At 63.8% G+C, this 25,319-nt stretch carries 28 protein-coding genes; 8 read left to right on the top strand and 20 right to left on the bottom strand.

What is annotated here, in order from left to right:
- Window position 1: 1 nt before the first annotated feature.
- From fghA to mbfA, 3 genes are all read right to left on the bottom strand, one after another.
- A complete protein-coding gene (gene fghA / locus AC2FML_RS13265) occupies window positions 2–835 on the bottom strand; it encodes an S-formylglutathione hydrolase (protein WP_496783517.1) in 834 nt (277 codons plus the stop codon).
- Between the two features lie 101 nt (window positions 836–936).
- Entirely contained in the window at window positions 937–1,866 is a 930-nt protein-coding gene (locus AC2FML_RS13260) for an AEC family transporter (protein WP_170365823.1), read from the bottom strand.
- A gap of 44 nt (window positions 1,867–1,910) precedes the next feature.
- Window positions 1,911–2,885 (bottom strand): iron exporter MbfA, encoded by a 975-nt coding sequence (gene mbfA, locus AC2FML_RS13255; RefSeq protein ID WP_170365821.1) that lies wholly within the window; start codon window positions 2,883–2,885, stop codon window positions 1,911–1,913.
- Window positions 2,886–3,012: 127 nt separating this feature from the next.
- Between mbfA and AC2FML_RS13250 the strand changes: the two genes are divergently transcribed.
- Window positions 3,013–3,630 (top strand): TetR/AcrR family transcriptional regulator, encoded by a 618-nt coding sequence (locus AC2FML_RS13250; RefSeq protein WP_170435732.1) that lies wholly within the window; start codon window positions 3,013–3,015, stop codon window positions 3,628–3,630.
- Between the two features lie 9 nt (window positions 3,631–3,639).
- Here the strand turns inward: AC2FML_RS13250 and AC2FML_RS13245 are convergent, their stop codons facing one another.
- The 12 genes from AC2FML_RS13245 to AC2FML_RS13190 all read right to left on the bottom strand — a co-directional run bounded on the left by AC2FML_RS13245 (window position 3,640) and on the right by AC2FML_RS13190 (window position 13,466).
- Window positions 3,640–4,479: an EamA family transporter gene (locus AC2FML_RS13245; protein ID WP_496783515.1), complete on the bottom strand. Its 840-nt coding sequence runs from the start codon at window positions 4,477–4,479 to the stop codon at window positions 3,640–3,642.
- 175 nt (window positions 4,480–4,654) lie between these two features.
- Window positions 4,655–5,290, bottom strand: coding sequence for an urease accessory protein UreG (gene ureG / locus AC2FML_RS13240; RefSeq protein WP_170359481.1), 636 nt, complete (start codon window positions 5,288–5,290; stop codon window positions 4,655–4,657).
- Complete coding sequence (locus tag AC2FML_RS13235; RefSeq protein ID WP_496783513.1) at window positions 5,287–5,940, bottom strand: urease accessory protein UreF; 654 nt, start codon at window positions 5,938–5,940, stop codon at window positions 5,287–5,289. The genes ureG and AC2FML_RS13235 overlap by 4 nt, the downstream gene beginning before the upstream one ends.
- Window positions 5,924–6,370, bottom strand: a complete 447-nt coding sequence (locus AC2FML_RS13230) for an urease accessory protein UreE (RefSeq protein ID WP_170359485.1) — start codon at window positions 6,368–6,370, stop codon at window positions 5,924–5,926. Before AC2FML_RS13230 ends, AC2FML_RS13235 begins: the two co-directional genes overlap by 17 nt.
- 14 nt (window positions 6,371–6,384) lie before the next feature.
- The gene (gene ureC / locus AC2FML_RS13225) at window positions 6,385–8,094 is read right to left on the bottom strand and encodes an urease subunit alpha (protein ID WP_170369299.1); all 1,710 of its coding nucleotides are present in this window, start codon (window positions 8,092–8,094) and stop codon (window positions 6,385–6,387) included.
- Complete coding sequence (locus tag AC2FML_RS13220; protein WP_170391510.1) at window positions 8,094–8,399, bottom strand: urease subunit beta; 306 nt, start codon at window positions 8,397–8,399, stop codon at window positions 8,094–8,096. The genes ureC and AC2FML_RS13220 overlap by 1 nt, the downstream gene beginning before the upstream one ends.
- Entirely contained in the window at window positions 8,396–8,554 is a 159-nt protein-coding gene (locus tag AC2FML_RS13215; RefSeq protein WP_496783511.1) for a hypothetical protein, read from the bottom strand. Before AC2FML_RS13215 ends, AC2FML_RS13220 begins: the two co-directional genes overlap by 4 nt.
- Window positions 8,555–8,565: 11 nt before the next feature.
- Window positions 8,566–8,868 carry an urease subunit gamma gene (locus AC2FML_RS13210; protein ID WP_005976933.1) on the bottom strand — a complete coding sequence of 101 codons (303 nt, stop codon included), beginning with the start codon at window positions 8,866–8,868 and terminating at the stop codon, window positions 8,566–8,568.
- A 1-nt stretch (window position 8,869) separates the two neighbouring features.
- Window positions 8,870–9,631 (bottom strand): urease accessory protein UreD, encoded by a 762-nt coding sequence (locus AC2FML_RS13205; protein ID WP_170407665.1) that lies wholly within the window; start codon window positions 9,629–9,631, stop codon window positions 8,870–8,872.
- Window positions 9,632–9,948: 317 nt separating this feature from the next.
- Window positions 9,949–11,928, bottom strand: coding sequence for a bifunctional 2',3'-cyclic-nucleotide 2'-phosphodiesterase/3'-nucleotidase (locus AC2FML_RS13200; RefSeq protein WP_496783509.1), 1,980 nt, complete (start codon window positions 11,926–11,928; stop codon window positions 9,949–9,951).
- Between the two features lie 223 nt (window positions 11,929–12,151).
- Window positions 12,152–12,871, bottom strand: coding sequence for a glutathione S-transferase family protein (locus AC2FML_RS13195; protein WP_496783507.1), 720 nt, complete (start codon window positions 12,869–12,871; stop codon window positions 12,152–12,154).
- On the bottom strand, window positions 12,858–13,466 hold the full coding sequence (locus AC2FML_RS13190) for an NAD(P)H-dependent oxidoreductase (protein ID WP_496783505.1): 609 nt from the start codon (window positions 13,464–13,466) through the stop codon (window positions 12,858–12,860). The genes AC2FML_RS13195 and AC2FML_RS13190 overlap by 14 nt, the downstream gene beginning before the upstream one ends.
- 128 nt (window positions 13,467–13,594) lie before the next feature.
- Between AC2FML_RS13190 and AC2FML_RS13185 the strand changes: the two genes are divergently transcribed.
- Window positions 13,595–13,960, top strand: coding sequence for a winged helix-turn-helix transcriptional regulator (locus AC2FML_RS13185; protein ID WP_170359492.1), 366 nt, complete (start codon window positions 13,595–13,597; stop codon window positions 13,958–13,960).
- Window positions 13,961–13,964: 4 nt separating this feature from the next.
- Here the strand turns inward: AC2FML_RS13185 and AC2FML_RS13180 are convergent, their stop codons facing one another.
- Entirely contained in the window at window positions 13,965–14,978 is a 1,014-nt protein-coding gene (locus AC2FML_RS13180) for a LacI family DNA-binding transcriptional regulator (protein WP_496783503.1), read from the bottom strand.
- 246 nt (window positions 14,979–15,224) lie between these two features.
- Between AC2FML_RS13180 and AC2FML_RS13175 the strand changes: the two genes are divergently transcribed.
- From AC2FML_RS13175 to AC2FML_RS13150, 6 genes are all read left to right on the top strand, one after another.
- Complete coding sequence (locus tag AC2FML_RS13175) at window positions 15,225–16,493, top strand: ABC transporter substrate-binding protein (RefSeq protein WP_496783502.1); 1,269 nt, start codon at window positions 15,225–15,227, stop codon at window positions 16,491–16,493.
- A gap of 100 nt (window positions 16,494–16,593) precedes the next feature.
- Window positions 16,594–17,439, top strand: coding sequence for a carbohydrate ABC transporter permease (locus AC2FML_RS13170; protein ID WP_496783501.1), 846 nt, complete (start codon window positions 16,594–16,596; stop codon window positions 17,437–17,439).
- Window positions 17,436–18,275, top strand: coding sequence for a carbohydrate ABC transporter permease (locus AC2FML_RS13165; RefSeq protein WP_496783499.1), 840 nt, complete (start codon window positions 17,436–17,438; stop codon window positions 18,273–18,275). The genes AC2FML_RS13170 and AC2FML_RS13165 overlap by 4 nt, the downstream gene beginning before the upstream one ends.
- 21 nt (window positions 18,276–18,296) lie before the next feature.
- Entirely contained in the window at window positions 18,297–19,337 is a 1,041-nt protein-coding gene (locus AC2FML_RS13160; protein ID WP_170391516.1) for an ABC transporter ATP-binding protein, read from the top strand.
- Between the two features lie 10 nt (window positions 19,338–19,347).
- Complete coding sequence (locus AC2FML_RS13155; RefSeq protein WP_170407683.1) at window positions 19,348–20,625, top strand: amylo-alpha-1,6-glucosidase; 1,278 nt, start codon at window positions 19,348–19,350, stop codon at window positions 20,623–20,625.
- Between the two features lie 44 nt (window positions 20,626–20,669).
- On the top strand, window positions 20,670–21,092 hold the full coding sequence (locus AC2FML_RS13150) for a GNAT family N-acetyltransferase (RefSeq protein WP_170529897.1): 423 nt from the start codon (window positions 20,670–20,672) through the stop codon (window positions 21,090–21,092).
- Between the two features lie 17 nt (window positions 21,093–21,109).
- On the opposite strand, the gene AC2FML_RS13145 is transcribed toward AC2FML_RS13150, so the two are convergent.
- Genes AC2FML_RS13145 through AC2FML_RS13130 form a run of 4 tightly spaced genes read right to left on the bottom strand, consistent with a single transcriptional unit; the run spans window position 21,110 to window position 25,270 of the window.
- Window positions 21,110–22,093: a glycosyltransferase family 4 protein gene (locus tag AC2FML_RS13145; protein WP_496783498.1), complete on the bottom strand. Its 984-nt coding sequence runs from the start codon at window positions 22,091–22,093 to the stop codon at window positions 21,110–21,112.
- A 14-nt stretch (window positions 22,094–22,107) separates the two neighbouring features.
- Window positions 22,108–23,094, bottom strand: coding sequence for a glycosyltransferase family 2 protein (locus tag AC2FML_RS13140; protein ID WP_496783496.1), 987 nt, complete (start codon window positions 23,092–23,094; stop codon window positions 22,108–22,110).
- A 20-nt stretch (window positions 23,095–23,114) separates the two neighbouring features.
- On the bottom strand, window positions 23,115–24,035 hold the full coding sequence (locus AC2FML_RS13135) for a glycosyltransferase family 2 protein (protein ID WP_496783494.1): 921 nt from the start codon (window positions 24,033–24,035) through the stop codon (window positions 23,115–23,117).
- A complete protein-coding gene (locus tag AC2FML_RS13130) occupies window positions 24,032–25,270 on the bottom strand; it encodes an oligosaccharide flippase family protein (RefSeq protein WP_170435756.1) in 1,239 nt (412 codons plus the stop codon). The genes AC2FML_RS13135 and AC2FML_RS13130 overlap by 4 nt, the downstream gene beginning before the upstream one ends.
- Window positions 25,271–25,319 lie beyond the last annotated feature (49 nt).

Genomic DNA, 25,319 nt, shown 5'->3' with positions numbered 1-25,319 from the left:
CTCAGTCTCCGTACAGGGCTTCGGCGTGGAAGGTGACGTGGTCCTCCATGAAGGTGGACACGAAAAAGTAGGAATGGTCATAGCCGGGCTGCAACCGGTTCGTGGCCTGTTGACGGCGCTCGGCGATGGCCTGTGCCAAGGCCTCGGGGCGCAGCAGGTCGATGAACTGGTCGTTGGTGCCGGTGTCGACCAGGATCGGGCCGTCAAAGCCCTTTTCCTTCATCATCAGAGTCGCGTCATGTTTGGCCCAGGCGGTCGGGTCATCGCCCAGATAGGCACTCAGCTGCTTGCGGCCCCAGTCGCTGGCCGTCGGGTTCGAGATCGGCGCAAAGGCCGAGACCGAGCGGAACCGGCCCGGCAGGTTCATCGCCAGCGTCAGCGCCCCGTGGCCGCCCATCGAATGGCCGGTGATGGCCTGCCGGTCGCCGTCGATGGCGAAGTTTTCAACCAGCAGCGCGGGCAGCTCGTCAGCCACATAGTCCCACATGTTGAAATGCGGCGCCCAGGGGGCCTGAGTGGCGTTCACATAGAACCCGGCACCCTGGCCTAGGTCGTAATCCTCGTGATCGGCGACCCCTTCGCCGCGCGGCGAGGTGTCGGGGAAGACCAGTGCGATGCCTTGTTCGGCGGCCCAGCCCTGCGCGCCCGCTTTGACCATCGCGTTTTCATGGGTGCAGGTCAGGCCCGACAGATACCAAAGGACCGGAACCGGGCCGTCCTTGGCCTCGGCCGGCAGGAACAGGCCAAAGGTCATGTCGCACTGGCACGCCGTCGAGGCGTGGCGGTACACGCCCTGCACGCCACCGAAACAGGCGTTTTCGGAAAGGGTTTCCATCTGGCATCATCCTTACGTTGGGTTCGTGCCATGGCTAACGGGCGAAGGCCCCGGCGTAAAGTCCGGGCACCAATGTTCGCACGCATTTTGAAGTCGCCGCGTCAGAATGCGGCAACCCACGCTATGACCACCGGCACGGTCAGAATGCTGACAATGGTCGACAGCAGAATGGCGGCAGATGCCCGGTGCGGCGCCACCCCATAGTGGGCCGCCAGCATATAGACATTGCCGGCCACTGGCAGGGCGGCGGCGGAGATCGCCACCGCCGCGGCAAAAGGATCAGTCGGCAGCAGCCACAGCAGCACCACGGCCACACAGGTCGGGTGCACGGCCAGTTTGCAAAAGCTGAGCCACAGCGCGATCTGAACCCGCTCGGCCGATTTGCTGGCCAGCGAGGCGCCGATGGCGAACAGCGCGCCCGGCGTGGCGGCGCCGCCCAGAATGGTCAGAAAATCGTTCAACGGGTCAGGCACCGGCATCTGCAGGGCCGACCAGATCAACCCGGCCGAGATCGAGACGATCATGGGGTTTTTCAGCAGCCCGACTCCGATGAGCCGCAGCGTCCCAACTGTCAGCTTTCCATCCCGCCCGCCGTTGATCAGGATCACGATCAGAGAGGAAAACACCACCAGATCGACCGTCAGAACCAGCATGACCGGCCCGATTGCGGCTTCGGAAAACAGCAGGGCCAACATTGGCAGACCCAAAAAGCCCACATTTCCGATGGCGGCGCATTGCGCCTCGACCGCGGCGGTGGGGATGTCGAGCCCGCGCAGATAGGCGACCAACGTGGCCAGCGCGTATACGCCCGCCGTGCCGATCAGATAGCCCAGCATCAGCCGCGCGTTGAAGATCTCGGCAAAGGGCAGCGTGGCGGCAAAGCGGAACAGCATCGCCGACAACGCGAAATAGAACACGAACTTGGTCAGATAGGCCGTGGCGTCTTCGGTGAAGAACCGGCTGCGCCCGGCCCAGTATCCCAGGCCGATGATCGCAAAGAAGGGCAGGGTGCGCAGAAAGATATCGACCATGCGCAGATTGGTAACATAGAATTACCACATCGCAAGCAGGGTCATCACCCGCTGCCGATCAATATCCCGGCTGCCAGCACCAGCGCTCCGCCCAAAACGACCTGAAAAGCGGCACGGAAGAACGGAGTTTCCATATAGCGGTTCTGAATCCACGCGATCGCCCACAATTCGAAAAACACCACGATGAATGCAATGATCGTGGCCGTCCAGAATTCCGGGATCAAATAGGGCAGGGCATGGCCCAATCCGCCGACCGTTGTCATCACGCCGGACGCCAAACCCCGCTTGACCGGTGATCCACGGCCCGACAGCTCGCCATCGTCCGATGCCGCTTCGGTGAAGCCCATGGAAATGCCCGCGCCCACAGACGCTGCAAGGCCCACAAGAAAGGTCGTCCAAGGGTCGTGCGTGGCAAAGGCCGTCGCGAAGATCGGCGCCAAGGTCGACACCGACCCATCCATCAGCCCGGCCAATCCCGGCTGGACCCAGGTCAAGATGAATTGCCGGTGCGAAATCACTTTTTCGGCTTCTTTTTCATCGTGATCCAAGTGAGCTTCTTCCAATTCGGCGGCCGCGGCTTGATGCCCTGCTTCGGCCGCAGCCAGGTCGCCCAGAAGTTTGCGTGTTGCTGCATCGGTCGTGCGACCGGCAGCCGCCAGATAGAAGCGCTCCGCGTCGCGCTCCATCATCTCGGCTTCTTCGCGGATTCGCTCGATTCCAAGATTCTCGACCAGCCAGATCGGACGGCGGGCGTAGTAACCGGCGACATGCTCGCGCCGAATCAGAGGGATCACCGGGCCGAACCGATCCTCGTGCAGAGCGATCAGGCGACGGCGGTGCTCGTCTTCCTCGGCAGCCATGCCATCGAAGATTTTGGCCGTCGCCGGATAGTCGGGGCGTAGCATTTCGGCATATGACCTATAGATCCGCGCGTCATCTTCCTCGGACGAAATCGCAAGTGCGATAACTTCCTGCTCGGTCAGATCCCTGAAGTGTTTGCGCTGAGTGAAAAACCGCATAGCCACCCTCGTTTTAGAATTATTCTAATCTACGCTGCGTAACGGAACTTTCAAGCCGAATTGAAAACCGTTGAAACTGAACTGACTGGTTTATAGATTTGTCGCAGCACCCAGCCAAGGAGACACCATGACCCAAGCCGCAACCATCGTGCGTACCGGACGGAAATTCGACCAGGTTCTGAACGGCGCCCGAGAGGTTTTCATGGCGGATGGGTTCGAAGGCGCCAGCGTCGATGACATCGCGCGCGCGGCGGGTGTGTCGAAGGCGACGCTCTACAGCTATTTCCCAGACAAACGACTTCTGTTTTCCGAAGTGGCGCAGACCGAGTGTTGCCGCATGGCGGAAAACGTGCTGGCCATGATCGACGAAACCAAGCCGGTACGCGAGGCGTTGATGATCACGGCAACCCATCTGACTCGGTTTCTGGTTTCGGATTTTGCGCAACAGGTGTTCCGCATCTGCGTGGCCGAGCGTGACAGGTTCCCGGAATTGGGCAAGGCGTTCTACGAAGCCGGCCCCGCCAACGGTCAGCGCCAGATGGCCGAGTATCTGGAAAAAGCCGTGGCCAAAGGTGAGCTGGCGATTGACGACGTGCATTTTGCCGCCGAGCAGTTCTCGGAATTGTGCAAGGTGCGCCTGTGGACGCTGGCGGCTTTGGGGATCCAAACCCGGTTCTCGGACGAGGAAATCGACGAAGTGGCCACCAACGCCGTTGACATGTTCATGGCGCGTTACGGCACTTGACGGACTGGCTCAGCCCGACAGTCCAACCAGCGCCACACCGCCCGCCATCAGAATGGCAGCCCCCAGCCTGCGCACCCAATAGCCTTCGTGCAGAAAGACAAACCCGATCAGGGCCGCAAAAATCACCGATGTTTCCCGCAACGCCGAGACCGCCCCCAGCGGCGCGAAATTCTTGGCATAGAGCACCAGCCCATAGGCCAGCATCGACACGAAGCCGCCCAGAATGCCGATCGCCCAGGTGCGCGCCGGAAGCTGTGTCAGAACCTGCCGCCTTCGCAGGCCCACGAATCCGGCAATGAACAGGTGCAGAAACGCACCCCAAGCCCAATAGCTGAGCGTGTTTCCAGACAGCCGCACCCCGATGCCGTCCACAACCGAATAAACCGAGATGCAAAGTCCGGTACCCATCGCAAACCCCAGCGCCGCGCCGCCGACGCCTTGCCGAAGCGAGCTCCAACTGCTGAGTTGGATGCCGAACGCGATAAGGCCGATGCCGATCCAGGCTTGCAGGGGCAGAACCTCATCCAGCAACAGATAGGCCCAAAGCGCCACCAACGCCGGAACGATGCCTCGTGCGATCGGGTAGACCACGCTGAGGTCGCCATGCTGATAGGCTTTGCCCAACATGAAGTAATATCCGAAATGCACCACGGTGGACAAAAGGATGTAAACAAAGCTGTCGCCGCCCGGAAAGGGCAGGACAAGGATCATGACGCTGGCCGGGATCACATGCCCGAAGGCCACAAGGCCCAGCGTCGTCGTCCGGTCGCCCGCGGTTTTGACGATGGCGTTCCAGACGGCGTGCAGGATGGCAGCCGACAGAATGATCGCGACGACGAATGGGCTCACCGGCGGTCCTCAGGTGATGGGGCGGCCCCAAGAAGGATCGGCCCGGCTGCAACTTTCTCGCACCGGGCTATCGCAAGGACTGCGTCGGTGGTCGAGTCCGGTTACATCGGATTGCCTTGCAGGCGCAAGGCTCCAAAGTCTGGAACCGGAAACGCCCATAGTCGTGTTGTGGGTCTTACGCCGTTGCACGCCTTCCGGCGTCGATGCCGGCAATCTTGTCCAACAGATCGATGATTTCACTTGTTCCGCTGCCGCTCCGCAGGTTGGTGAATACGAAAGGACGATCGCCGCGCATCCGGGCCGCATCGCGCTGCATCACCGACAGGTCCGCTCCGACATGCGGGGCAAGATCAATCTTGTTGATGATCAGGATGTCCGACCGGGTGATCGCGGGGCCGCCCTTGCGGGGGATCTCTTCGCCCGCGGCCACGTCGATCACGTAGATCGTCACATCCGCCAGTTCCGGGCTGAAGGTGGCCGACAGGTTGTCACCGCCGGATTCGATCAGAACGATCTCGACCTCGGGGTGACGGCGTACCATCTCGGCCACGGCGGCCAGATTGATCGAGGCATCCTCTCGGATCGCCGTATGCGGGCAGCCTCCGGTTTCCACGCCGATCACCCGGTCCTGCGGCAGGATCTGCATGCGCATCAGCGCCTCGGCGTCTTCCTGGGTGTAGATGTCATTGGTGATCACCCCGATCGAGTGAGTATCGCGCAGCGCGCGGGCGAGGGCGGCGGTCAGGCTGGTCTTGCCCGCACCGACCGGACCGCCGATTCCCACCCGCAGAGGGCCGTTCATGCTGCTCATGTGCGGAAAATCCTTGGCTGTTGGGTTTCATGTCGCATGGCCGCGATCTCGGCCAGAAAGGCGGTGCCGGACAGGGCCGACAGATCGGCCTCCACTGCCGCGTGCGCCTGAATTGCGCACAAGGGCGCCATGTCTCGGACCACCCCTTGCGCAGCGGTCTGGCCCAGGGGCATCAGCCGCTGCGCGGCCGAAACAAGATTGCTGATGAACGCATGCAGATACAGCCGCGCGGTTGGCTCCACCGGCAAATCGGCGTGGCGCGCGGCGCAGCCGACGGCAACGGGGTAGGTCAGATCCGCCAGTTCGATGCCCCAGACCGCAGCCGTCACACCGCAGAAGGCCGCGCCCTGTTGCGCGGTCTCGAACCTGCGCTCGAAGGGGCCGGCGAAGGCGCGGGCCATATCGTCAAGTTCGATCAAGGCCAGCTCGGATTTGGCGCGCCAAGCGGCGGTCAGAAACAGGGCATCCGACCATCCGGCACCGTGTTCCAGCACGTCCTGCAGCCAGTCCCGCAGGCTGGCCGCATCGTGCACCGCGCCCGTTTGAACCAGTCGTTCCAGCCCATGCGAATAGGCAAAAGCCCCCACCGGGAAGGCGGGTGACAGCCATTGCGTCAGCGTCAGCAGATCAAGGTCAGTGGCTGTGGCCATGCGTCCGTCCGTGCCCATAGGCGCCGCCTTCGGGGCTGAAGGGTGCGCGGATGTCCTGGACCGTCGCGCCAAGCTTCAGCAGCATGTCGCGGATCACATGGTCGCGGCGGATCATCAGGCGGGCGGGCTCGATCTGGCAGGGAGTGTGACGGTTGCCGATATGCCAGGCCAGCCGGGTCAGATCGGGGCCAGTGACGGCGAACAGATCCTCTTCGGCGGCGACCACCTCGATCAGGCGGCCATCGGCCAGTTCGAACGCATCCCCCCCGTCCAGCGAGGTCGTCTGCGACAGATCCACCAGGAACTCTTCATTCTGTGCGGTGCGCAGCATCCGGCGGCGCAGAAAGCGGTCTTCATAGTTTAGCGTCACGGTGCCATGGGTTTCGTCCCACTGCCCGTTGCGGCGGATTTTCTGTGATGTGGCAAGCATCAGGGCGTCCCTTCTCAGAACAGGAAATAGCGTTGCGCCATGGGCAGGGTTTCGGCGGGCTGGCAAGTCAGCAATTCGCCGTCGGCGCGCACCTCGTAGGTTTCGGGGTTCACCTCGATCTCGGGCAGGGCATCGTTCAGCCGCAGGTCGCGCTTGCCGATCGCGCGTGTGTTGCGCACGGCTACGGTCTGCTTGGCCAGGCCAAGACGCGCGGCGATGCCGTCCTCCTGCGCGGCTTCCGATACGAAGGTCGCCGCGCTCTGTTCGACCGAGCGGCCATAGGCCCCCCACATCGGCCGGGAATAGACCGGCTGCGGCGTGGGGATCGAGGCGTTCGGGTCGCCCATCTGCGCACAGGCGATGGTGCCGCCCAACAGCACCATCTCGGGCTTCACGCCGAAAAAAGCGGGGCTCCACAGCACCAGATCGGCGCGTTTGCCCTCCTCGATGCTGCCGATATGGGTGCCAAGCCCGTGCGCAATGGCCGGGTTGATCGTGTATTTCGCGATATAACGGCGCACGCGGAAATTGTCGTTTTCGCCTGTTTCCTCCGGCAGGCGCCCGCGTTGTTTCTTCATCTTGTCGGCGGTCTGCCAGGTGCGGATCAGCACTTCTCCCACGCGGCCCATCGCCTGGCTGTCGGAGGCGATGATGCTGAAGGCGCCCATGTCGTGCAGAATGTCCTCGGCCGCGATGGTCTCGCGCCGGATGCGGCTTTCGGCAAAGGCCACGTCCTCGGGGATGGATTTGTCGAGATGATGGCAGACCATCAGCATGTCCAGATGCTCTTCGACCGTGTTCACGGTGAAAGGCCGGGTCGGGTTGGTCGAGGAGGGCAGCACATGCGCCTCGCCGCAGATCTTGATGATGTCGGGGGCGTGGCCGCCGCCCGCGCCCTCGGTATGGAAGGCGTGGATCGTGCGGCCCTTCATGGCGGCCACGGTGTTTTCGACAAAGCCGCTTTCGTTCAGCGTGTCGGTGTGGATCATCACCTGCACGTCCATCTCGTCGGCCACCGACAGGCAGCAATCGATGGCCGCCGGGGTGGTGCCCCAGTCCTCGTGCAGTTTCAGGGCGCAGGCCCCGGCCAGGACCTGTTCGCGCAGAGCCGCCGGTTGCGAGGCGTTGCCCTTGCCCGCAAAGGCCAGGTTCATCGGAAAGGCATCGGCCGCCTGCAGCATGCGCCCGATATGCCAGGGGCCGGGCGTGCAGGTGGTGGCCAGCGTGCCATGCGCCGGGCCGGTGCCGCCGCCCAGCATGGTCGTCAGGCCGGAATGCAGCGCATCCTCGATCTGTTGCGGGCAGATGAAATGGATGTGGCTGTCGAACCCGCCAGCGGTCAGGATGCGGCCCTCGCCCGCGATGGCCTCGGTGCCGGGGCCGACGATGATATCGACGCCGGGCTGCGTGTCGGGGTTGCCCGCCTTGCCGATCTTGGCGATGCGCCCATCCTTGAGGCCCACATCCGCCTTGTAGATGCCCGTCCAGTCTACGATCAACGCATTGGTGATGACGGTGTCCACCGCCCCTTCGGCGCGGGTGGCCTGAGACTGGCCCATGCCATCGCGGATCACTTTGCCGCCGCCGAACTTGACCTCTTCGCCATAGGTGGTCAGGTCGCGCTCGACCTCAATGATCAGGTCAGTATCGGCCAGCCGAACCTTGTCGCCCGTGGTAGGGCCGTACATGGCGGCATAGTCGGAACGTTTGATCCGGGCTGGCATCAGAGGTCTCCCATGACTGCGCCGTTGAACCCGAAGACGCGCCGCGCGCCGGCGATCGGGATCAGCTGCACCTCGCGCCTTTGGCCGGGCTCAAACCGCACGGCGGTTCCGGCGGCGATGTCCAGCCGCATGCCGTGGGCGGCGGCCCGGTCGAAATCCAGCGCCGGATTGGTTTCGGCGAAATGATAGTGCGAGCCCACCTGCACGGGGCGGTCACCGGTATTGGCCACCATCAGGGTGATTGCAGCCGCGCCCGCGTTCAGCTCGATCTCGCCGGGGGCGGGGATGACCTCTCCGGGGATCATTTGCGCGCCTTCAGCCAGATCGCGACGCCGCCGATCGCCAGCAGCAGGACCAGCACCAGCCAGGTGCCCGAGTCATGCGGGTGTAAATGCGGCCCTTCATGCGCCATCGCGGGCGCGGCCATCAGGGCGAAGGGCAGGGAAGCCAGGTGTTTCATCGTCATCTCCTTCAGCGGATGGGGTTGTGGACGGTGACCAGCTTGGTGCCGTCGGGGAACGTCGCCTCGACCTGCACCTCGTGGATCATCTCGGGGATGCCGTCCATGCACTGGTCGCGGGTGATGACCTGCGCGCCGGCCTCCATCATGTCAGCGACCGAGCGGCCGTCGCGGGCGCCCTCGACCACGGCATCGGTGATCAGCGCGATGGCCTCGGGGTAGTTCAGGCGCACGCCCCGGGCCAGGCGCTTGCGCGCCACCTCGGCGGCCATGGCGATCAGCAGTTTGTCTTTTTCGCGCGGCGAGAGTTGCATGTCAGATCATCCAGGGTCTTGGCAGGGAATTGCGGGTCAGCCGGTTCAGGATCGGCACAAGGGTCTGGCGCAGCGCGAAACCGTCGGGCGCCAGCAGGCGCATCAACAGCATGTCGTCACCCACAAGGCTGACGCCGCCGGTGTCAGGCAAGACTGCTCGGATCGGGTCCAGATGCGCAGCGGCATCCGAGCGGATCAGTATCAGGCTGCTGAGCGCGCCCGCGCCGTCGCCAACGCCCGGCCGGGCCATTTCCGCCGCCAGATCACCGATCAGGCGCAGCGCTTCCAGATGCGCCAGCCGGCCCGCACGCCAGATTTCGATGCGGTCTTGGAAGTGGGCCGCAGTAATCCGCTCGCCCATTGCGGCGCGTCCGAAGATCAGCGACTCCACCAGCAGCAGGCCGGCATCAGGGGCCAGATCGGCGCGCAGGCAGCGGTCGATCGAGCAACCATCGAAAAGGATCGTCTCCTGCGGCAGCCAGTTCAACTGGCCGCCTGCCGCCACGGTCAGATGCGTCCTAATCCGGCCCGGGGTTACTCCGGACGCGCGATAGGCGCGCTCGGCGGCCTGCGTGGTCAGGGTCAGATGTGCATCTGGCTGAGCGGTGGCGGAAAGGTCAAAACTGTCTCCGCCGGTGACGCCGCCGGCGGTATTGACCAGAACGGCCTGCATGTCCGAGCCATCACGCCGAGGAAACAGCAGCTTCAGCGACCCTTGCTGGCGCAGGTCCTGCAACTCGGTCCGGCCAGCGCGGCCAACCACGGACACAACACCCCGCCCAACAGCACGGGGAGGCGCGGCGATCGCTTGCGCGGGAGTTATTGCGGACAAAGAGGTTATCGGAAGCTCCGGGCAAAAGGACTGTCGGATGCGAAAGCACCACAGCCTTTTCCTGGTGTCAGTGCAGCGCGGCAGAGGCAATTGGTTGAGAAAACTCGTTCGCCCTATTTCTGAGCATTTTTTCCCCTATCGCCTGAAAAATAAGCATCCCGCCAATGCGTGTGATAATCCGGCCTTCAGCCACAAACCAAGAGAAAAGGGCGGCCAGATTGGCCGCCCGATCCGGTGTCTGTCGCCGGTCAGAGCGTGATGCGGAAGGCCGCGAAACCGTCGGCCCCGTCGCCTGCGTCTTCCAGCGCCAAACCTTTGACGTCGCTGATGTAATCGCGCGCCTTGGGACCAGTTTCGAACAGAACCGTGGTGTCGCCCAGCGGTGCGAAGGACCAGTTGCCGTCGGCCTTGGGGTCGATCGTGCCTTGCTCGACGATATAGCGCACGATCACGTCGCGGTTGGTGTCGGGGGCCTCGAACACGATGGTGTCGCCCATCGCGCCCGGGAACGATCCGCCGCCCGAAGCGCGGTAGTTGTTGGTGGCGATGATGAACTCCATGTCGTCGGTCACCGGGGCACCGTTGAACTGCAGGTTCACGATGCGCGCCGCATCAGGGTTGACCTCTTCGCCCTTCGGGCCAAAGCGCGAGGGCTGAGACAGGTCGATCTGATAGGTCACACCGTCGATCACGTCGAAATTGTAGGACGGGAATTCGGGGTTCAGCAGCAGCGCATCCTTGGCGCCCGGCTCGATCTGGTTGAACATCCCGGCCGAACGCTCCAGCCAGCCGCGCAGTTGCGCGCCGTTCACCCGCACCGCGCGCACGGTGTTGGGATAGAGATACAGGTCGGCCACGTTCTTGATCGCCACATCGCCCACCGGCACGTCGGTATAGTATTCCGGGCCACCCCGGCCACCGGCCTTGAACGGCGCCGCGGCCGACAGGATCGGCAGACCCTCGTGCTCGGTGCCTTTCAGCATCTCCTCAACATACCATTTCTGCGCGATCGACACGATCTGGACCGACGGATCATCGGCCACCAGCGCGAAATAGCTGTGCAGCGGGGCCGAGGTCTTGCCCACCGCGCGGCGCACATAGGCCAGCGTTTCCTCGTGGTCCTGCGCGACCGAGGCCAGCACCTTGGGGTCGTCCTCGACCAGCGCGGTGATCGAGCGGTCTTCGTTGCGCTTCGAGATCGGTCGCGCCTCGGAGGTGGTGGTGACCACGCGCCATTCGTTGCCGTCGCGTTCCAGCAGCAGGTCGAGCACGCCCAGATGCGACCCCCAGAACCCGCCCATGACGGCCGGCTTGCCCATCAGCGTGCCCTTGTCCACGTCAACGCCCGCGCGGTCGGCAAAGGTGGGCGAGGGGAAGACCAGGTGGTTGTGCCCAGTCACCAGTGCGTCGATGCCATCGACCCCGGCCAGCGGGACCGAGGCGTTCTCCATCCCGTCCGCGTGATCGGCCGCGCCGATGCCCGAATGCGACAGGGCCAGGATCAGATCGCAGCCTTGCTCTTTCATCTCGGGCACATAGGCCTTGGCGGTTTCGACGATGTCGCGGGCCTGCACGTTGCCTTCCAGGTGGCGGCGGTCCCAGTTCATGATCTGCGGCGGGGTGAAGCCGATGACGCCGATGCGGATCGGCTGCTTGCTGCCATCGCCCAGCTCGATCTCGCGATCAAGGATGACATAGGGCTGCACCAGCGTCTTGTCCGCGCGCGGGTTGGCGCCCTGTTCCTTGGCAATATTGGCCAGCACGATCGGGAACTGCGCCCCGGCCAGCGATTTTTCCAGAAAGCTCAGGCCATAGTTGAACTCGTGGTTGCCCAGCGTCGCGGCATCATAGCCCAACGTGTTGAACGCGTTGATGATCGGGTGGGTGTCGCCGTCGTTCATGCCACGCTCGTAAGCGATGTAGTCGCCCATCGGGTTGCCCTGAAGAAAGTCGCCATTGTCGACCAGCATCGCGTTGGTGGCCTCGGCCCGGATCTCGTTGATGATCGAGGCCGCGCGCGACAGGCCCACCGTATCGCGCGGCTTGTCGGCGTAGTAGTCATAGGGAAAGACGTGAACGTGAATGTCGGTCGTTTCCATGATCCGCAGATGCGCCTGGTTGCTTGCGGCGGCGGCGGAGAACGGGTGCAGGGAAACCATGGCGACGCCGGCCGTGGTGGTGGCCAGAAATTGACGCCGCGACATCGCGAATTTGCTGGATAGGGTCATGAGGCACCTCTCGAAATAAATTGGTCGACGCATCATCTGAACGTTTATGACGACAATGATGTGACAGCGCGGCCCGAGGGGATCACCCGGCGCGCCGATGGTTCAGACTGACCGCTTTTGACACCCGAGTAAAGCGTCCTCCCGGCCATTGACCCGCGCTTGGGCCGTGCGGCGCCCAATGTGCTGTTGTGCGGGCCCGGGCTAGGGAGCCCGGGCCGCGGCTTCAGTCCTTTTTCACGTCACCGGCAAACCGCGCGGCGTTCTCCCGCGCAAAGGCGCTGGCATCAGCCGAGGCATCCCAGAACTGCGGATTGGCCTTGGGAATGGTCAGCGCCTTCTGCACTGCGGGGCGGGCATCGATGCGGTCGAACCATGCGTTCAGATGCGGAAGGTCATCGACCTGAACCCGCGCCCAGACATAGGCCCGGGCCCATGGATACAGCATCATGTCCGCGATCGTATATTGCCCTGCCGCGATCCAGTCGCGCCCATTCAGGCGATCATTCATCACCTCCATTAGGCGGCGGCTTTCGTCCACGTATCGGCGGATCGAGAACGGTTCGGTATGGCCATTGGGTGCAGCAATGTGCTGGAAAAACATGGCCTGGCCCATCATCGGACCCACATGCCCGACCTGGAACAGCATCCACTGCATCACCTCGGACTGCTGCATCGGATCTGAGGGCAGGAACTGACCGTATTTCTGCGCGAGGTGCCACAGGATTGCGCCGCTTTCGAAAATCGCGCGACCTTCGGCCCGGTCCTCGATCACCGGGATCTTGCCATTGGGGTTCAGCGACAAGAACGCGGGCGACTTTTGTTCCTGTTTGGAAAAGTCGATGGGCGTCAGGTCGTAGGGTACGCCTGCCTCTTCCAGGAAGATCACCGGTTTGTAGCCATTCATCGTGGCCGCGGTGTAGAGGTGAATTTCAGGCTGCGACATGCGCGATCTCCTCGAAAAGCTCTTTCAGATGCGCGTCGAACCGCTGGAAATCCTGTTCGATCCGGGGGTTCTTCATCACGTCGAAGGCCGCGAAGGTGGGCAGGGGCTGCATCGCCAGAAACTTGGCGTTCAGGTGCATTGGCCACAGCAGGTCATCGACGCTGGCCCCGGCAAAGAACGGCTCGGCCGGGTTGTCGAACGCCTCGCGCGGGGCGTTGAAGGTGACCGACAGCATGTATTTCGTCCCGTGCAGCAGGCCACCGGTGCCGTAATTGGCCTTGGGCGCCTCGGCGGTCCGGCCGTCGCCGGCCAGCAGCCGGCCGTCCATGCCCGCGGTGTAGACCTCGTCGAGGTACTTTTTGAACACCCACGGTACACCCATCCAATTCACCGGAAACTGCATGATGACCACATCCGCCCAGACATGGGCGTCGATCTCGGCATTGATGTCGTATCCTTCGGCAACCGTGGTCACGCGCACCTCGTGGCCCATGCCGGTCAGCGCGTCCTGCGCCCGTTGCACCAGCGACGCATTCAGGCGGCCAGGTGCGAATTCATAAGGCTGCGTACCGTTCACGATCAGGATCTTGCTCATGTCCATATCCTTGGTTTTGAAACTGCTTGCCCCTTGACTTCGGTCGGGGTGAAACCGAACTTGAGAACAGTAGTGATGAATTGCAACCAGTTTACTTTTTGTAACCTGTGACTGGACTGGAGAAGGTGATGCGTGCCCGTATCGAACAGGACGACCAAGGCAAGCGGCAAGCAGTGGATGCGTGCAGCGAACCATGCCCCATCGAGCGCGGCATGCGGATCATTGGTGGCAAGTGGACCGGGTCGATCCTGTGGCATCTCAAAGACGAGCCGGTACGATTCAATGACTTGGCCCGGATGATCGGTGGCGCCAGCAAAAAGATGATCGCCGAACGCTTGCGCCAATTGGAGCAACAGGGCCTGGTGCACCGCCAAGTGCTCGAAACCTCACCGGTTTCGGTGCAGTACTCCGTGACCGACCGTGGACGCACCGCGCTGGGTTTTCTGGACGAGCTGCGGAAGTGGAGTGAGACCTTGCCGGATACGCGCGCCTGACTCGTCAGCGGTCCTTCTGCAGCGGCCCCGTGGTTTCCCGTGCGATGAACCGGGCTGAAACTTCGGACACGATTACCGGCATGTCAGGGTCTTTTATCCTGTCCAGCAGAGTACGTGCGAGCTTGCGGCCCAACCGCTTTGGCGAAACCGCCATGGTACTGAGCGCGGGAATTGCGACCGAGGCATCCTCGGTATCGTCAAATCCAACAATCGAAACATCCCGCCCCGGCTGCAACCCAGCCCGCATCAGGCCGAAACACGCCCCCAAAGCGACCATGTCGCCATTGCAGACCACCGCCGTGACCTCAGGATGGGCGTCGTGCAATCTCAGCATCTCCTGCATACCCGCACGCTTGGTGTCAGGTGAGGGCCAGATGATCGGCGGCCCCAAAGACAAGTCCTGCAGCGTACGCTCATACCCGGCTATGCGCTGCTTTCGAACGGGGTTCATGCCGATGCCGCCGAAGAATGCGATGTGCCTGTGCCCCAGTTCCGCCAGGTGATTGGTCGCGGTCGCGGTCGCTTCGGCATTTCTGATGCCCACATGATCAAAATCAGGGCTGACATGGCGCAGAAAGGTCACCGTGGGCAAACCATGCGTGCGCAAGAGTTGAAGGGTTTCTGCCGTGGTCTCCAGCGCAGGCACCCACAGCAGGCCGCCGCGCCCGTTGCGGATGAAATCCCGCAATTGCTTGCCCTGCCGGTCCGCGTCGTCGCGCGTGTCCAAGATCGAAACCAGATACCCCTCGGCCTCCAGCAACTCGACCGCGCCGCTGACGACTTCGGCATTGAACGGGTTTGCGAACTGGTTCAGAACGAATCCGATTTCCCGGTTCTCGCCTGATCGCATCGACGCCGCCCGCGAGTCCGTGACATAGTGCAAGGCCTCGGCCGCCTGCAGCACTTTCTTACGGGTCTGCTCGGAAATCCGCCCAGTGCCGCGCATCACCTGGCTGACCGTCGGGATCGAGACTCCGGCGGCTTTGGCGACACTGGCGAGGGTGGGTTTGGCGGGCATTTCTCGGACTTCTGATATATCGTTGCATCATCAAAATGCCCAACTCACTAGGGCATTGCAACGAGCAATTCCCACAACTTACTAAAGTTCGGGCCAATCGATTGGAAAATATTCATTGACGGAAGATATATCGTTATACCATGCTAATGGTATCGCCTGGGGTGAGTCGCCGCACGACAAGCACAGCAAACCGACCCCACCGGGCAGAACGGGCAAAAGGCCCAATCGAAACTCTGGGAGGAGTCCATGTCAATTCAATCCAAGCTGGTCGGTGCCGCATCCGGCCTTGTTCTGGCCCTGGTCACAAACGTGGCGCAGGCCGAGGTTCTGTTCTGGTCGACACAGGCCAAGCCGGTCGAAGAGGCGCAGGCTATGCGCGAACAGGTTCTTTCAGGCTTCGAGGGTGGCGTGGATTACCAGCCCAATGACGGCGGCCCCTGGCTGACGCGTCTGCAAGCCGAATTGCAGGCCGGCTCGGGCACGATCGGCGTTCTGGGCGCGCTGCATGGTGATTTCTCGGCCATGAACCCCGATGACCTGGTCGACCTGGATGATCTGGGCATCGCCTCGGCCTCGGACACGTTCAACGAACTGGCGACGCTGGGAGCAGGCAGCCTGCAATACATCCCCTGGATGCAGGCCAGCTATATCATGGCGGCCAACAAAGAGGCGTTGCAGTACCTGCCCGAAGGCGCAGACATCAATGCATTGACCTATGAGCAGCTGATCGAATGGGCCGCCAACGCCCATGAGGCAGCGGGCGAGCCAAAATTCGGCTTTCCGGCCGGGCCCAAGGGCCTAAAGCACCGCTTCTTCCAGGGCTATCTGTATCCGTCCTATACGAACGGCGTGGTGCGGACCTTTGCCAGCGACGATGCCGTGACCGCGTGGGAAAAATTCCGCGAGCTGTGGACGCATACCAACCCGGCCTCGACCAACTTCTCGTTCATGCAGGAACAGCTGTTGTCGGGCGACGCCTGGATCGTTTTCGACCACACCTCGCGTCTGGCGCAGGCCTTCAACGAGCGGCCTGATGACTTCGTGGCCTTCCCGGCCCCGGCGGGCCCAACCGGGCGCGGCTTCATGCCGGTTCTGGCTGGGGTTGCGATCCCCAAAACCGCACCGGACAAGGAAGCCTCGAAGGCTCTGGTCGCCTATATGATGAAGCCGGAAACCCAGATCGCCACGCTGCGCGCGACGAACTTCTTCCCGGTCGTCGCGGTTGACCTGCCCGCCGACCTGCCGCCGGCCGTCAAGGCCGCAGGCGACGCGGTCGCCAAGATGAGTGGCTCGGCTGATGCCAACCCCGGGCTGCTGCCCGCGGGACTGGGCGACAAGGGCGGTGACTTCAACCGTGTTTATACCGATGCGTTCGAGCGGATCGTACTGGGCGGTCAGGACATCCGTACCGTGCTGGACGATCAGAAAGGCGCGTTGGAGGCGATCATGCAGGAGACCGGCGCGCCCTGCTGGGCTCCGGATGCACCCTCGGACGGTCCGTGCCCCGTCGAATAAGGGTCTGACCCGATCCCGACACCGGGCTTGACGAAGGCCCGGTGTCTCCGAACTCTCTGCCCGAAACCACCGGAACTTCCGCAAGGAAAGGAGCGATCTGATGAACGCTCGTGTGTTGCCCTATGTGCTGATCCTGCCCGTGACGGCGTTTCTGTGTCTGTTCTTTCTGTATCCTTTCGTCCTGGTCGCCAAGCAGGCCTTCAGCACCGGCGGCGGATTCACGCTGGACAATTTCCGGCAGGTGGTCGGGTACTGGAAATTCCCGATCTCGTTGCAGAACACGCTATTGCTGGCGGCGGCGGTGGTTCCGGTGCAACTGGCGCTGGCGCTGCTGATGGCTACGATGGTCAACAAAATGCAGCGTGGGCGCGACCTGGTGCTGTATGTCTGGACCATCCCACTGGGTATCTCGGATCTGGCCGCGGGCATCATCTGGCTGGCGATCTTCGAACAGTCGGGCTTCCTGAACTCCATGCTTTCTGGGCTGGGCGTAGTGGACCGGCCGGTGAATTTCCTCAGCTATCAGCACCCCGGCGTGGTGTTCCTGGCCATCGCCCTGGCCGAGATCTGGCGCGCCACCGCGATTATGCTGGTCATCCTGGTCGCAGGGATCGGCCTGATCCCCAAGGAATATTACGAGGCGGCCGAGGTCTTTGGCGCCTCGCCCTGGAAACGCTTCACCCGCATCACGCTGCCGCTGCTGCGCCCGTCGCTGCAAACGGCACTGGTGCTGCGCGTGATCCTGGCCTTCGAGGTCTTCGCCGTGGTGCTGGCCCTGGGCGGCACCCTGTTCCCCGTCCTCATGAGCGAAACCTACGCCTATCAGTTCGACCTGCTTGACAGCGGCGCGGCGGCGGCGATGGCGCTGATCATCCTCGCCATCTCGATCGGGTTCACCCTGATCATACTGCGCGCCCTGCGTGTCCCGAAAGGAGCCACGATATGACAACCGTCACGACCGATGTCGCCGCGCCCGATACACGCCGGGCCGGACGCTATGTCTACATCGCCGCGGTGGTGCTGCTGTGCGCCTGGGTGCTGGTGCCGCTGTATTTCCTGCTGATCAACACGCTGTCCTCGCCGGAAACGGTGAACAGCTTTCCCAAGCCGTTCCTCCCCGAATTCGACCTGGGCAGCCTGGGGTTCTTTGCGGGCTTCGCGGGCATCCTGACCGCGCTCAAGAACTCGATCCTGGTGGCGGGTCTGACGATGATCATGTCGATCCTGATCGGCGCGCCGGCAGGCTATGCCCTGTCGCGGTTCGACTTTCACGGGAAAGAGGCGTTCCGCCTGCTGATCCTGCTGACCCGCGCCTTTCCGCTGCCGCTGCTGGCACTGCCCTTGGCGGTGATGTTCATCCAGACCGGGCTGGATGACACGGTATTCGGCCTGTCGCTGGTGCACACCACGTTGGCCATCCCGTTTGCGGTGCTGATCACGTTCTCGCTGTTTTCCGGCATCCCGCTGGAACTGGAAGAGGCCGCCTGGACGCTGGGCTGCACCCGGCTGACCGCCTTCACCAAAGTGGTGCTGCCGTTGATCCTGCCGGGGATCACGGCCTCGGCCATCTTCGCCTTCGTGATCTCGTGGAACGAGGTGTTCGCCGCCGCCGTCCTGACGATCGAGAACCGGACCCTGACGGCCTTTTTGCTGCAGAACCTCGACACCTCGCCGCTGCATCTGAAATTCGCGGGCGGTTTCATCCTTGTCGTTCCGGCACTGATCTTCATCTTCGCCGTGCGCAAATACCTGTTCGCCATGTGGGGCATCGCCAACCGCTGACAGCCCCAAGGAGTTGGAATAATGGCAGAAATTCAAATCAAGAATGTCGCGAAACGCTTTGGCAGCTACCAGGCGCTGCACGACATCAACCTGACCATCCAGGACCAGGAATTCATGGTTCTGCTGGGGGCCTCGGGCTGCGGCAAGACCACGCTGCTGCGGATCATCGCCGGGCTGGAGACCGCGACCGAGGGCGAGGTCTGGATCGGCGGGCGCCGGGTGGATCACCTGCCGCCCAAGGATCGGGGCATCGCCATGGTGTTCCAGAACTATGCCGTATTCCCGCATCTGACCGTGTTCGAAAACATCGGGTTCGGCCTGCGGATGCAGAAACTGCCCAATGACGAGGTCAAGCGCCGGGTCGAGCGCACGGCGGGTCTGATGCATATCGACCAGCTGCTGGGGCGCTATTCGGGCGAGCTGTCCGGCGGTCAGCGCCAGCGCGTCGCCGTGGCCCGCGCCCTGGCGATGGAGCCCGACGTGATCCTGATGGACGAGCCCCTGTCGAACCTGGACGCGCTGCTGCGGATGGAGATGCGGGCCGAGCTCAAAGGCGTTCTGGCCGAAAGCAACACCACCGCCATCTATGTCACCCACGACCAGGTCGAAGCCATGAGCATGGCCGACCGGATCAGCGTGATGCATCAGGGCAAGATCGTTCAGGCGGCCTCGCCGATCGAGGTCTACCGCAACCCGGCGGCCGAGTTCGTGGCCGGATTCATCGGCAATCCGCCGATGAACTTCCTGCCCGCCACTCCGAGCGGAGATGGCAAATGGACCGTTGCGGGCCAGATCCTCGACGGGCCGTCCCGGACCACGCCGCTGCATTTCGCCATCCGCCCCGAGGATCTGCGCCCGGCCGATACGGGCCTGGCCGCCACGGTCAAAGTGGTCGAACCGCTGGGCGCGCACCTCCTGGTCACCTGCAGCGTGGATGGCGCCCTGTTCCGCGCGGTTCTGGACAGCGATCTGACCGTCCGCCGCGGCGACACCCTCACCCTGGCCCCGCAGCCCGACCGGGTGCGCTGGTTCGACCCCGAAACAACGCTGGCCGTGGCCTGAGGAGCGCGCAATGAAACAGGATCTGATCGAACAGGCCCGCGCCGTTCTGGCCCGAAACGACCGGGGCGACTACACGGTGCCCACCCACGGCCTCTATCCGTTCCAGTGGAACTGGGACAGCGCGCTCAGCGCCCTTGGGTTCTCGCATTTCGACGAGGCCCGCGCCTGGCGCGAGATCGAGACCTTGTTCCGGCATCAGTGGGATGACGGCATGGTGCCGCATATCATCTTCCACGAGATGAACGACGGCTATTTCCCGGGGCCGGATGTCTGGGCCACCGGCCGCGCGGTTCCCACCTCGGGCATCACGCAGCCGGCGGTGGCCGGGTTCGCCGTGCGGCGGATCCATGCGCGGGCGAAGAACCGGGGGCTGGCCGATGCGCAGGCCCGCGCCCTGCTGCCCAAGATCCACGCCTGGCATCAATGGTTCTTCACGAACCGCGACCCGCAGGGTACCGGTCTGGTCGCCATCATTCACCCGTGGGAATCGGGGCGCGACAACTCGGTCGATTGGGATGCGGCGCTGGCCCGGGTCCCGACCGAGGGCGTGGCTCCGTTCCAGCGTCGCGACGTAGCCCATGCCAACCCGGCGCACAGGCCGACCGACGAAGAATACCGCCGCTATATCTGGCTGGTGCAACATTTCCGCGACCTTGGTTGGGACAATTCCAAGCTGCATGATGCCTCGCCGTTCCGGGTCGTGGACCCGGGATTCAACGCGATCCTGATCCGCTCGTGCCTTGACCTTGCTGCGCTGGCCGACGACTTGGGCGAGGCCGAGATCGCCAGCGCTTCGCGCGCCTTTGCCCAGGCGGGCATCGCGGCGATGGACGCCCTGTGGAGCGAGACCCGCGGGCAATATCTGTGCTTTGATCGGGCCACCGGGGCGCTGATCGACAGCCCCTCGATCGGCGGCTTGTTGGCCGCGTTCTGTCCCATCCCCGAGCACCGCGCGCAGGCCATCGCCCAGCGGTTGGACGCCATCGGAGCCGCAGTCCCGTATCTGGTGCCCAGCCACGACCCGGCGGCCCCTGAATTCGACGGACTAAGGTACTGGCGCGGGCCGGTCTGGCTGATCGTGAACTACATGATCGCCGATGGTCTGAAACGCGCGGGCCAGACCCGGATCGTGCAGCGGATCGTCGACGACAGCCTGCGCCTGATCGAGCAAAGCGGCTTTGCCGAGTATTACGACCCAGTCACTGCCGAACCCTGCGGCGGCAGCAGCTTTACCTGGACGGCCGCGATGGTGATCGAGATCCTGAACGCGGAAACCACCCCGGCATGAACGGCGCTGCACCGGTCCCCGCCCAATGGATACCGGACTGACCGATGGCGGGACCGTCCATTGTTTCCGCCCCCGGGCAAGCGGACTGGGTCGAGCAAGCCCTTCTTGCGGAATTGCGGGCCACTGCGCCCCAAGGGGTCAATGACAGCATCACGCTGATTGCGCAGGACGGCGAGGGCCGGGTTGGCGGCCTGCATGGCGCCACCTCCTATGGGTGGCTGCTGATCAAGACCTTATGGATCGACCCGGCCCATCGACGCCGCGGTTTGGGTCGGCAGTTGCTGGACCACGCCTTTGACGAGGCGCGCCGACGAGGGTGTCATTCTGCGTGGCTGGACACATCCAACCCGGCCGCCACACGGTTCTATCAGGCTTCGGGCTTCGAGCCCTTTGGTCGCCTGGCCAACACGCACACGCAAAACCCGCCCGGACATTGCCGCTGGTTCTTGTGGCGCCCCTTGCCGTAGCCGTGGCCACGCCGCCCTCACAACCGTTTGGCCGGGTCGAACACCTGCTGCCACCGCTGTGCATAGCGGGATCTATCAGCCTTGGGCGCCAGGACGGGAACCACCGGAGGCGTGCCCGCCAGAACCGCCTCGATCGACTTGCGCCACGCCTTGGGATCGGACCCGCACGGGATCACGCCGCTTGCCCCGATCCGGTCACGCAGACCGTCGACCATGCTGACGATGACCGGACGCCGCGCCGCGCGCGCCTCATCCGCCACCAGCCCGTAGGCCTCCCATCGCGAGGGCATCGCCACCACGTCCACGACCCGATAGGCTTCGGCCGGGTCGTCGGCGTGGCCCCGAAACTCGATCCGCCGGTCACCTGCGGCCAAGGCTGCAAGGCGGTCGCGCTGGCTGCCTTCGCCAAAGATCACAAGCCGCGCATCGGGGTTGGGGCACATGCGAAACCCTTCGATCAGCAGATCGAAGCCTTTCTGCGGCTCGAGCCGTCCGATCGCACCGATGACCCGGGCCGCCTCGACCGGCCCGGCTGCGCGCGCAACTGCGCTCAGGTCAACCTGCGGCGAGATCACGCTCAGCTTGGATGCGGGCGCCAACCGACGTTCCGCCATCCAACCGGCCTGCGCCTTGCTGACGGCGATGACCTGATCGAACAACGAATAGGTCACGCGCAGCATCGCAAAGAACCGCCGCTTGTGCGGCACGTTCAAGGCGGTGAAAGACCGGGTATAGCTGTGTTCGACATGCACCAGCCGCGTGGTGGGATGCATCGCCCGCAGGGCCGAGAACGCCGGCAGGCAACGCCAGCCGGGGGCGATGTGGCACACGATGACATCGGCGTCGAAATTGCCCCAGCTGAAGGCGGTCCGCTTGACCGGGCGAACCTCTTGGTGGACTTCGTCGGCCAGTTCGGGCAGCTGCGAAAGATGGTCGAGCATACGCATGACCCCACCGGCCGTGGTGTCATCAACAAGGTGAAGAACGGTGATCTTGGACATTTGGAAACCTCGGTTCAGATGGAAGTCTGGCGGCGCATGAGGCGACCGGCTTGAACAACAGGCGCCGGCCCGACCGCGCGCAGGGCTGCAGCCGCGATGATGGTGGTCAGCGTTTTGGCGGGTTCTTCGATCAGGGGCCGGGCGCTGGTTGAAACCGACCGCTGCGCAAGCTCCCAGGCCTTGTGCGCATCCAGATTGCTGACCGCGCGGCGCGCAAGATAGCGCAGCTGATAGGCGCGCGCCGCCGCCTCGTGCCGGGCAAAAAATTCGGGGTTCAGCGGACGCAGCTTGTCAACCATCCGCTCCCACGCTTGCAACTGCCGGTCCAAGGCCGCCGACAGGCCGGTCGCATGGATCCGGTAGCGGGTCAGCAACCCCTGCACGCCTGCGATTTGCCAATCCGTCGTCAGCATCAGCCGCAGCCAGCATTCGATGTCCTCGGACTGGCGAAAGGTTTCGTCAAAGACCCAGTCGCGCTTGGTTTCGAACGCCGGGCGGTAGGCCAGATCGAGCAAGGCCGATTTGCGCATTACCGCTGCCGATCCATTGCCGATCGGGTTGCGTTTCAGGACATGCGCCGCCGTCACGTCCCGCAGGCGCGGCGACTGGCGGACGCGCATCAACCGACCACCCTCGTCGACCATGGCACTGCCGGAATAGCTGATCGCAACGTCGGGTTCGGCCTGCAGGTGGCGCACATGGGTGGCCAGCTTTTCGGGCAGCCACAGATCGTCGGCGTCGCAAAAGCCAACGAACTCTCCCCGCGCGGCCGCGATGCCGGTATTGCGCGCCCCGGCGAGGCCGCGGTTTTCCTGCCGGATCACCCGCACTGTTGGGTCGGTCGCATGGGCGCGGGCAATGGCGTGGGTTTCGTCCTGCGAGCCGTCATCCACGATGATGATTTCGAAATCATCATGGGTCTGCGACAGAAGCGAGGCCAGAGTCTCGGCCAGGGTCGCGGCGGTGTTGTATGCGGGAACGATGATGGATGCCTGGGGCATTTTGGGTCTCCTGGTTGGGATCAGCGGGCAAACAGCGCCTGACGGATCGGGCGCGGCAGGGCTGGGGCCAGTGCCGCCCCAAGTGCAGTGGGCACACCGCGCCGGATTGGGTTGAGAAAGCTGCGCGCGCTCAGCGCCAGTCCGGCGCGGGCATAGGCGCGGGCCATCGACGGTTCCGCGCCCAGACGCAGCGCGCGCCGGGCCAGATACCGCAAATAGATCGCCTCGGACGCGGGCGACGGCGCGACGCCGTAGTGGGCCGCCGTTGCAACCGCCCGTGCGCGCCCGGCCCGCATCGCCTCGAGGTCCGAAGACAGACCGCTGCCGCTGGTCCGGTACCAGACCTGCAGGCGATCAACCCCGGTGATCACGTGGCCTTCGCCCGCCAAGCGGATCAGCAGCTCGAGATCTTCGTTGTGGACCGCTGCCGGGTTCAACCCGCCGACGGCAGCGAACACCTGGCGGCGCACTGCAAGGTTCGACATCGTGCACACCGCATTTTCCGCCAGCAGGTCCGGAATGGTCAGGGGATCGGTGGGAACCGTCGAGCGCGTCGGACAATCGCCGGGGGTTTCGGAAAAGAACCCGATCTGGCCAAAGGACGCATCAATGCTGGTATCCGCAAACAACCGGTCCAGTTGGGCCAGCTTGTGGGTGACCCACAGGTCATCCGCGTCGCAGAACGCGAGGATGTCGCCCGAGGCCACTGCCGCACCATGGTTGCGCGCAGAGCTGGGACCGCGATTAGGATTGGCCTCAACCCGCACCCGGGTGTCCCGCGCGCAGAATTGCCGGACAACTTCGGTCGTCTGGCGCGAGGGCTTGTCGCCCACGCAGATGAGTTCGAAATCCGAAAAGCTCTGCCCAAGTAGGCTGTTCAGGGTGGCGACAATAGTTGCCGCGTCATTGTGGAAGGGAACGATGATGGAAAACCGGGTCATTGGGCGCGTGCCTCCTGGGTGATTGCAGAACCCCGCGGCAGCAGCGCCCAGGATGCGGCCAGCATGATGGCGGTGCAGGTGCAGACATACCCGACGGCGACGGGCATCAGGCCCAGCGGCGCCATCAGGGCGGTATTCGCGATCAGGCCCACGGCCAGAACCGTGCTGACCCGCAATTCCGTGACGGGGCGGTTTTCCGACCGCAGCCATCCGGCGACCGCCGACCAGATCACCGTCGGCAGGGCCGCCAGGCACAGAACCGACACCACCGGGGCGATCTCGGCCCAGCCCTGTCCCAGAAGCAGCGGCACATAGACCGGGGCCAGCGCCGCCTGCAGCAAAACCAGCGGCGTCAGGATCAGCAGCGACAGGCCCAGCCCGTGGCGCAGCGCCCCATGCTTGTCCTCGGCCGCGCACAGATGCGGGAACAGAACGACCGAGAAGGCTTGCGTGAACGAAGTGGCCAGCCCAAGCCCCGCATTGAAAGCCATGAAATAGATGCCAAGCGCCTCTGCGCCCATCATCGCGCCCACCACCAGCTTGTCTGCCTGCAGGCGCAGAACCTTGACCAGTTCGACGCCCAGAACGGCCCAGCCGTAGACCACGAAAGGTTTCAAGGCTGCAAACCCGGCCTGACGATCAGGCGACCACCGACGCAGGCGGCGCATCAGCACCAGCCAGACAGGTGCAGTCAGCAGGCGCGGAAGGACCAGCGCCAGGGGCGAAGCCCAGACCACCGCCAGCAGCGCCGTCAGGGCGTTGGCCCCCACGACTTGCCCGCCGGCGATCGCGGCGGTCTGCTGCAGCTTGCCCTCGCGCATTGCCAGTGCGGCCTGAACCAGGCCCGCCGGCATGAACAGGTATTCCCCGGCCAGCACCGCCAGCAGCATCGCCAGCATGGTGTGGCCCATGATGAACAGCGCCGCCGCGACCGCCAGTTGCAGCAGGCACAGCCCCGCGCACCAGACCCAGAAGATGCGGTGCGCCGTGTTGCACCGCCGCGCCAACTCCTCGGACGGAGCCTGAATGATACGCTGGTTCACCCCATTCTCGGTCAGCGCCTTGAGGATGTCGCCCGCCGCCAGAGCTGCTGCGGCCAGACCGATCGCTTCGGGGCTGAGGGTACGGGCAACGGCCACCACGACGACCAGGCGCGACGCCTTGGCCGCCACTTCGGAGGCGGTGTAGGCCAAAAGATGCTGTAGGAAGCCTGATCGTGCAAAGCTGTGCGTCATGACGCCGTTATCCCGAAAAACAGTTGTTGGTTCTGTTGTACGGGTGGCC

The sequence above is a fragment of the Ruegeria sp. BHSC029 genome, assembly GCF_059613085.1.
The sequence above is the reverse complement of the archived record's forward strand: the minus strand, read 5'-3'. Positions and strand labels throughout refer to the sequence as shown.

What these genes read in the sequence shown, in the direction of transcription:
- fghA (WP_496783517.1), bottom strand. Translation starts at nt 835, where the DNA reads ATGGAAACCCTTTCCGAAAACGCCTGTTTCGGTGGCGTGCAGGGCGTG.
- AC2FML_RS13260 (WP_170365823.1), bottom strand. Translation starts at nt 1,866, where the DNA reads ATGGTCGATATCTTTCTGCGCACCCTGCCCTTCTTTGCGATCATCGGC.
- mbfA (WP_170365821.1), bottom strand. Translation starts at nt 2,885, where the DNA reads ATGCGGTTTTTCACTCAGCGCAAACACTTCAGGGATCTGACCGAGCAG.
- AC2FML_RS13250 (WP_170435732.1), top strand. Translation starts at nt 3,013, where the DNA reads ATGACCCAAGCCGCAACCATCGTGCGTACCGGACGGAAATTCGACCAG.
- ureG (WP_170359481.1), bottom strand. Translation starts at nt 5,290, where the DNA reads ATGAGCAGCATGAACGGCCCTCTGCGGGTGGGAATCGGCGGTCCGGTC.
- AC2FML_RS13235 (WP_496783513.1), bottom strand. Translation starts at nt 5,940, where the DNA reads ATGGCCACAGCCACTGACCTTGATCTGCTGACGCTGACGCAATGGCTG.
- AC2FML_RS13230 (WP_170359485.1), bottom strand. Translation starts at nt 6,370, where the DNA reads ATGCTTGCCACATCACAGAAAATCCGCCGCAACGGGCAGTGGGACGAA.
- ureC (WP_170369299.1), bottom strand. Translation starts at nt 8,094, where the DNA reads ATGCCAGCCCGGATCAAACGTTCCGACTATGCCGCCATGTACGGCCCT.
- AC2FML_RS13220 (WP_170391510.1), bottom strand. Translation starts at nt 8,399, where the DNA reads ATGATCCCCGGAGAGGTCATCCCCGCCCCCGGCGAGATCGAGCTGAAC.
- AC2FML_RS13215 (WP_496783511.1), bottom strand. Translation starts at nt 8,554, where the DNA reads ATGAAACACCTGGCTTCCCTGCCCTTCGCCCTGATGGCCGCGCCCGCG.
- AC2FML_RS13210 (WP_005976933.1), bottom strand. Translation starts at nt 8,868, where the DNA reads ATGCAACTCTCGCCGCGCGAAAAAGACAAACTGCTGATCGCCATGGCC.
- AC2FML_RS13200 (WP_496783509.1), bottom strand. Translation starts at nt 11,928, where the DNA reads ATGACCCTATCCAGCAAATTCGCGATGTCGCGGCGTCAATTTCTGGCC.
- AC2FML_RS13195 (WP_496783507.1), bottom strand. Translation starts at nt 12,871, where the DNA reads ATGTCGCAGCCTGAAATTCACCTCTACACCGCGGCCACGATGAATGGC.
- AC2FML_RS13190 (WP_496783505.1), bottom strand. Translation starts at nt 13,466, where the DNA reads ATGAGCAAGATCCTGATCGTGAACGGTACGCAGCCTTATGAATTCGCA.
- AC2FML_RS13185 (WP_170359492.1), top strand. Translation starts at nt 13,595, where the DNA reads ATGCGTGCCCGTATCGAACAGGACGACCAAGGCAAGCGGCAAGCAGTG.
- AC2FML_RS13180 (WP_496783503.1), bottom strand. Translation starts at nt 14,978, where the DNA reads ATGCCCGCCAAACCCACCCTCGCCAGTGTCGCCAAAGCCGCCGGAGTC.
- AC2FML_RS13175 (WP_496783502.1), top strand. Translation starts at nt 15,225, where the DNA reads ATGTCAATTCAATCCAAGCTGGTCGGTGCCGCATCCGGCCTTGTTCTG.
- AC2FML_RS13170 (WP_496783501.1), top strand. Translation starts at nt 16,594, where the DNA reads ATGAACGCTCGTGTGTTGCCCTATGTGCTGATCCTGCCCGTGACGGCG.
- AC2FML_RS13165 (WP_496783499.1), top strand. Translation starts at nt 17,436, where the DNA reads ATGACAACCGTCACGACCGATGTCGCCGCGCCCGATACACGCCGGGCC.
- AC2FML_RS13160 (WP_170391516.1), top strand. Translation starts at nt 18,297, where the DNA reads ATGGCAGAAATTCAAATCAAGAATGTCGCGAAACGCTTTGGCAGCTAC.
- AC2FML_RS13155 (WP_170407683.1), top strand. Translation starts at nt 19,348, where the DNA reads ATGAAACAGGATCTGATCGAACAGGCCCGCGCCGTTCTGGCCCGAAAC.
- AC2FML_RS13150 (WP_170529897.1), top strand. Translation starts at nt 20,670, where the DNA reads ATGGCGGGACCGTCCATTGTTTCCGCCCCCGGGCAAGCGGACTGGGTC.
- AC2FML_RS13145 (WP_496783498.1), bottom strand. Translation starts at nt 22,093, where the DNA reads ATGTCCAAGATCACCGTTCTTCACCTTGTTGATGACACCACGGCCGGT.
- AC2FML_RS13140 (WP_496783496.1), bottom strand. Translation starts at nt 23,094, where the DNA reads ATGCCCCAGGCATCCATCATCGTTCCCGCATACAACACCGCCGCGACC.
- AC2FML_RS13135 (WP_496783494.1), bottom strand. Translation starts at nt 24,035, where the DNA reads ATGACCCGGTTTTCCATCATCGTTCCCTTCCACAATGACGCGGCAACT.
- AC2FML_RS13130 (WP_170435756.1), bottom strand. Translation starts at nt 25,270, where the DNA reads ATGACGCACAGCTTTGCACGATCAGGCTTCCTACAGCATCTTTTGGCC.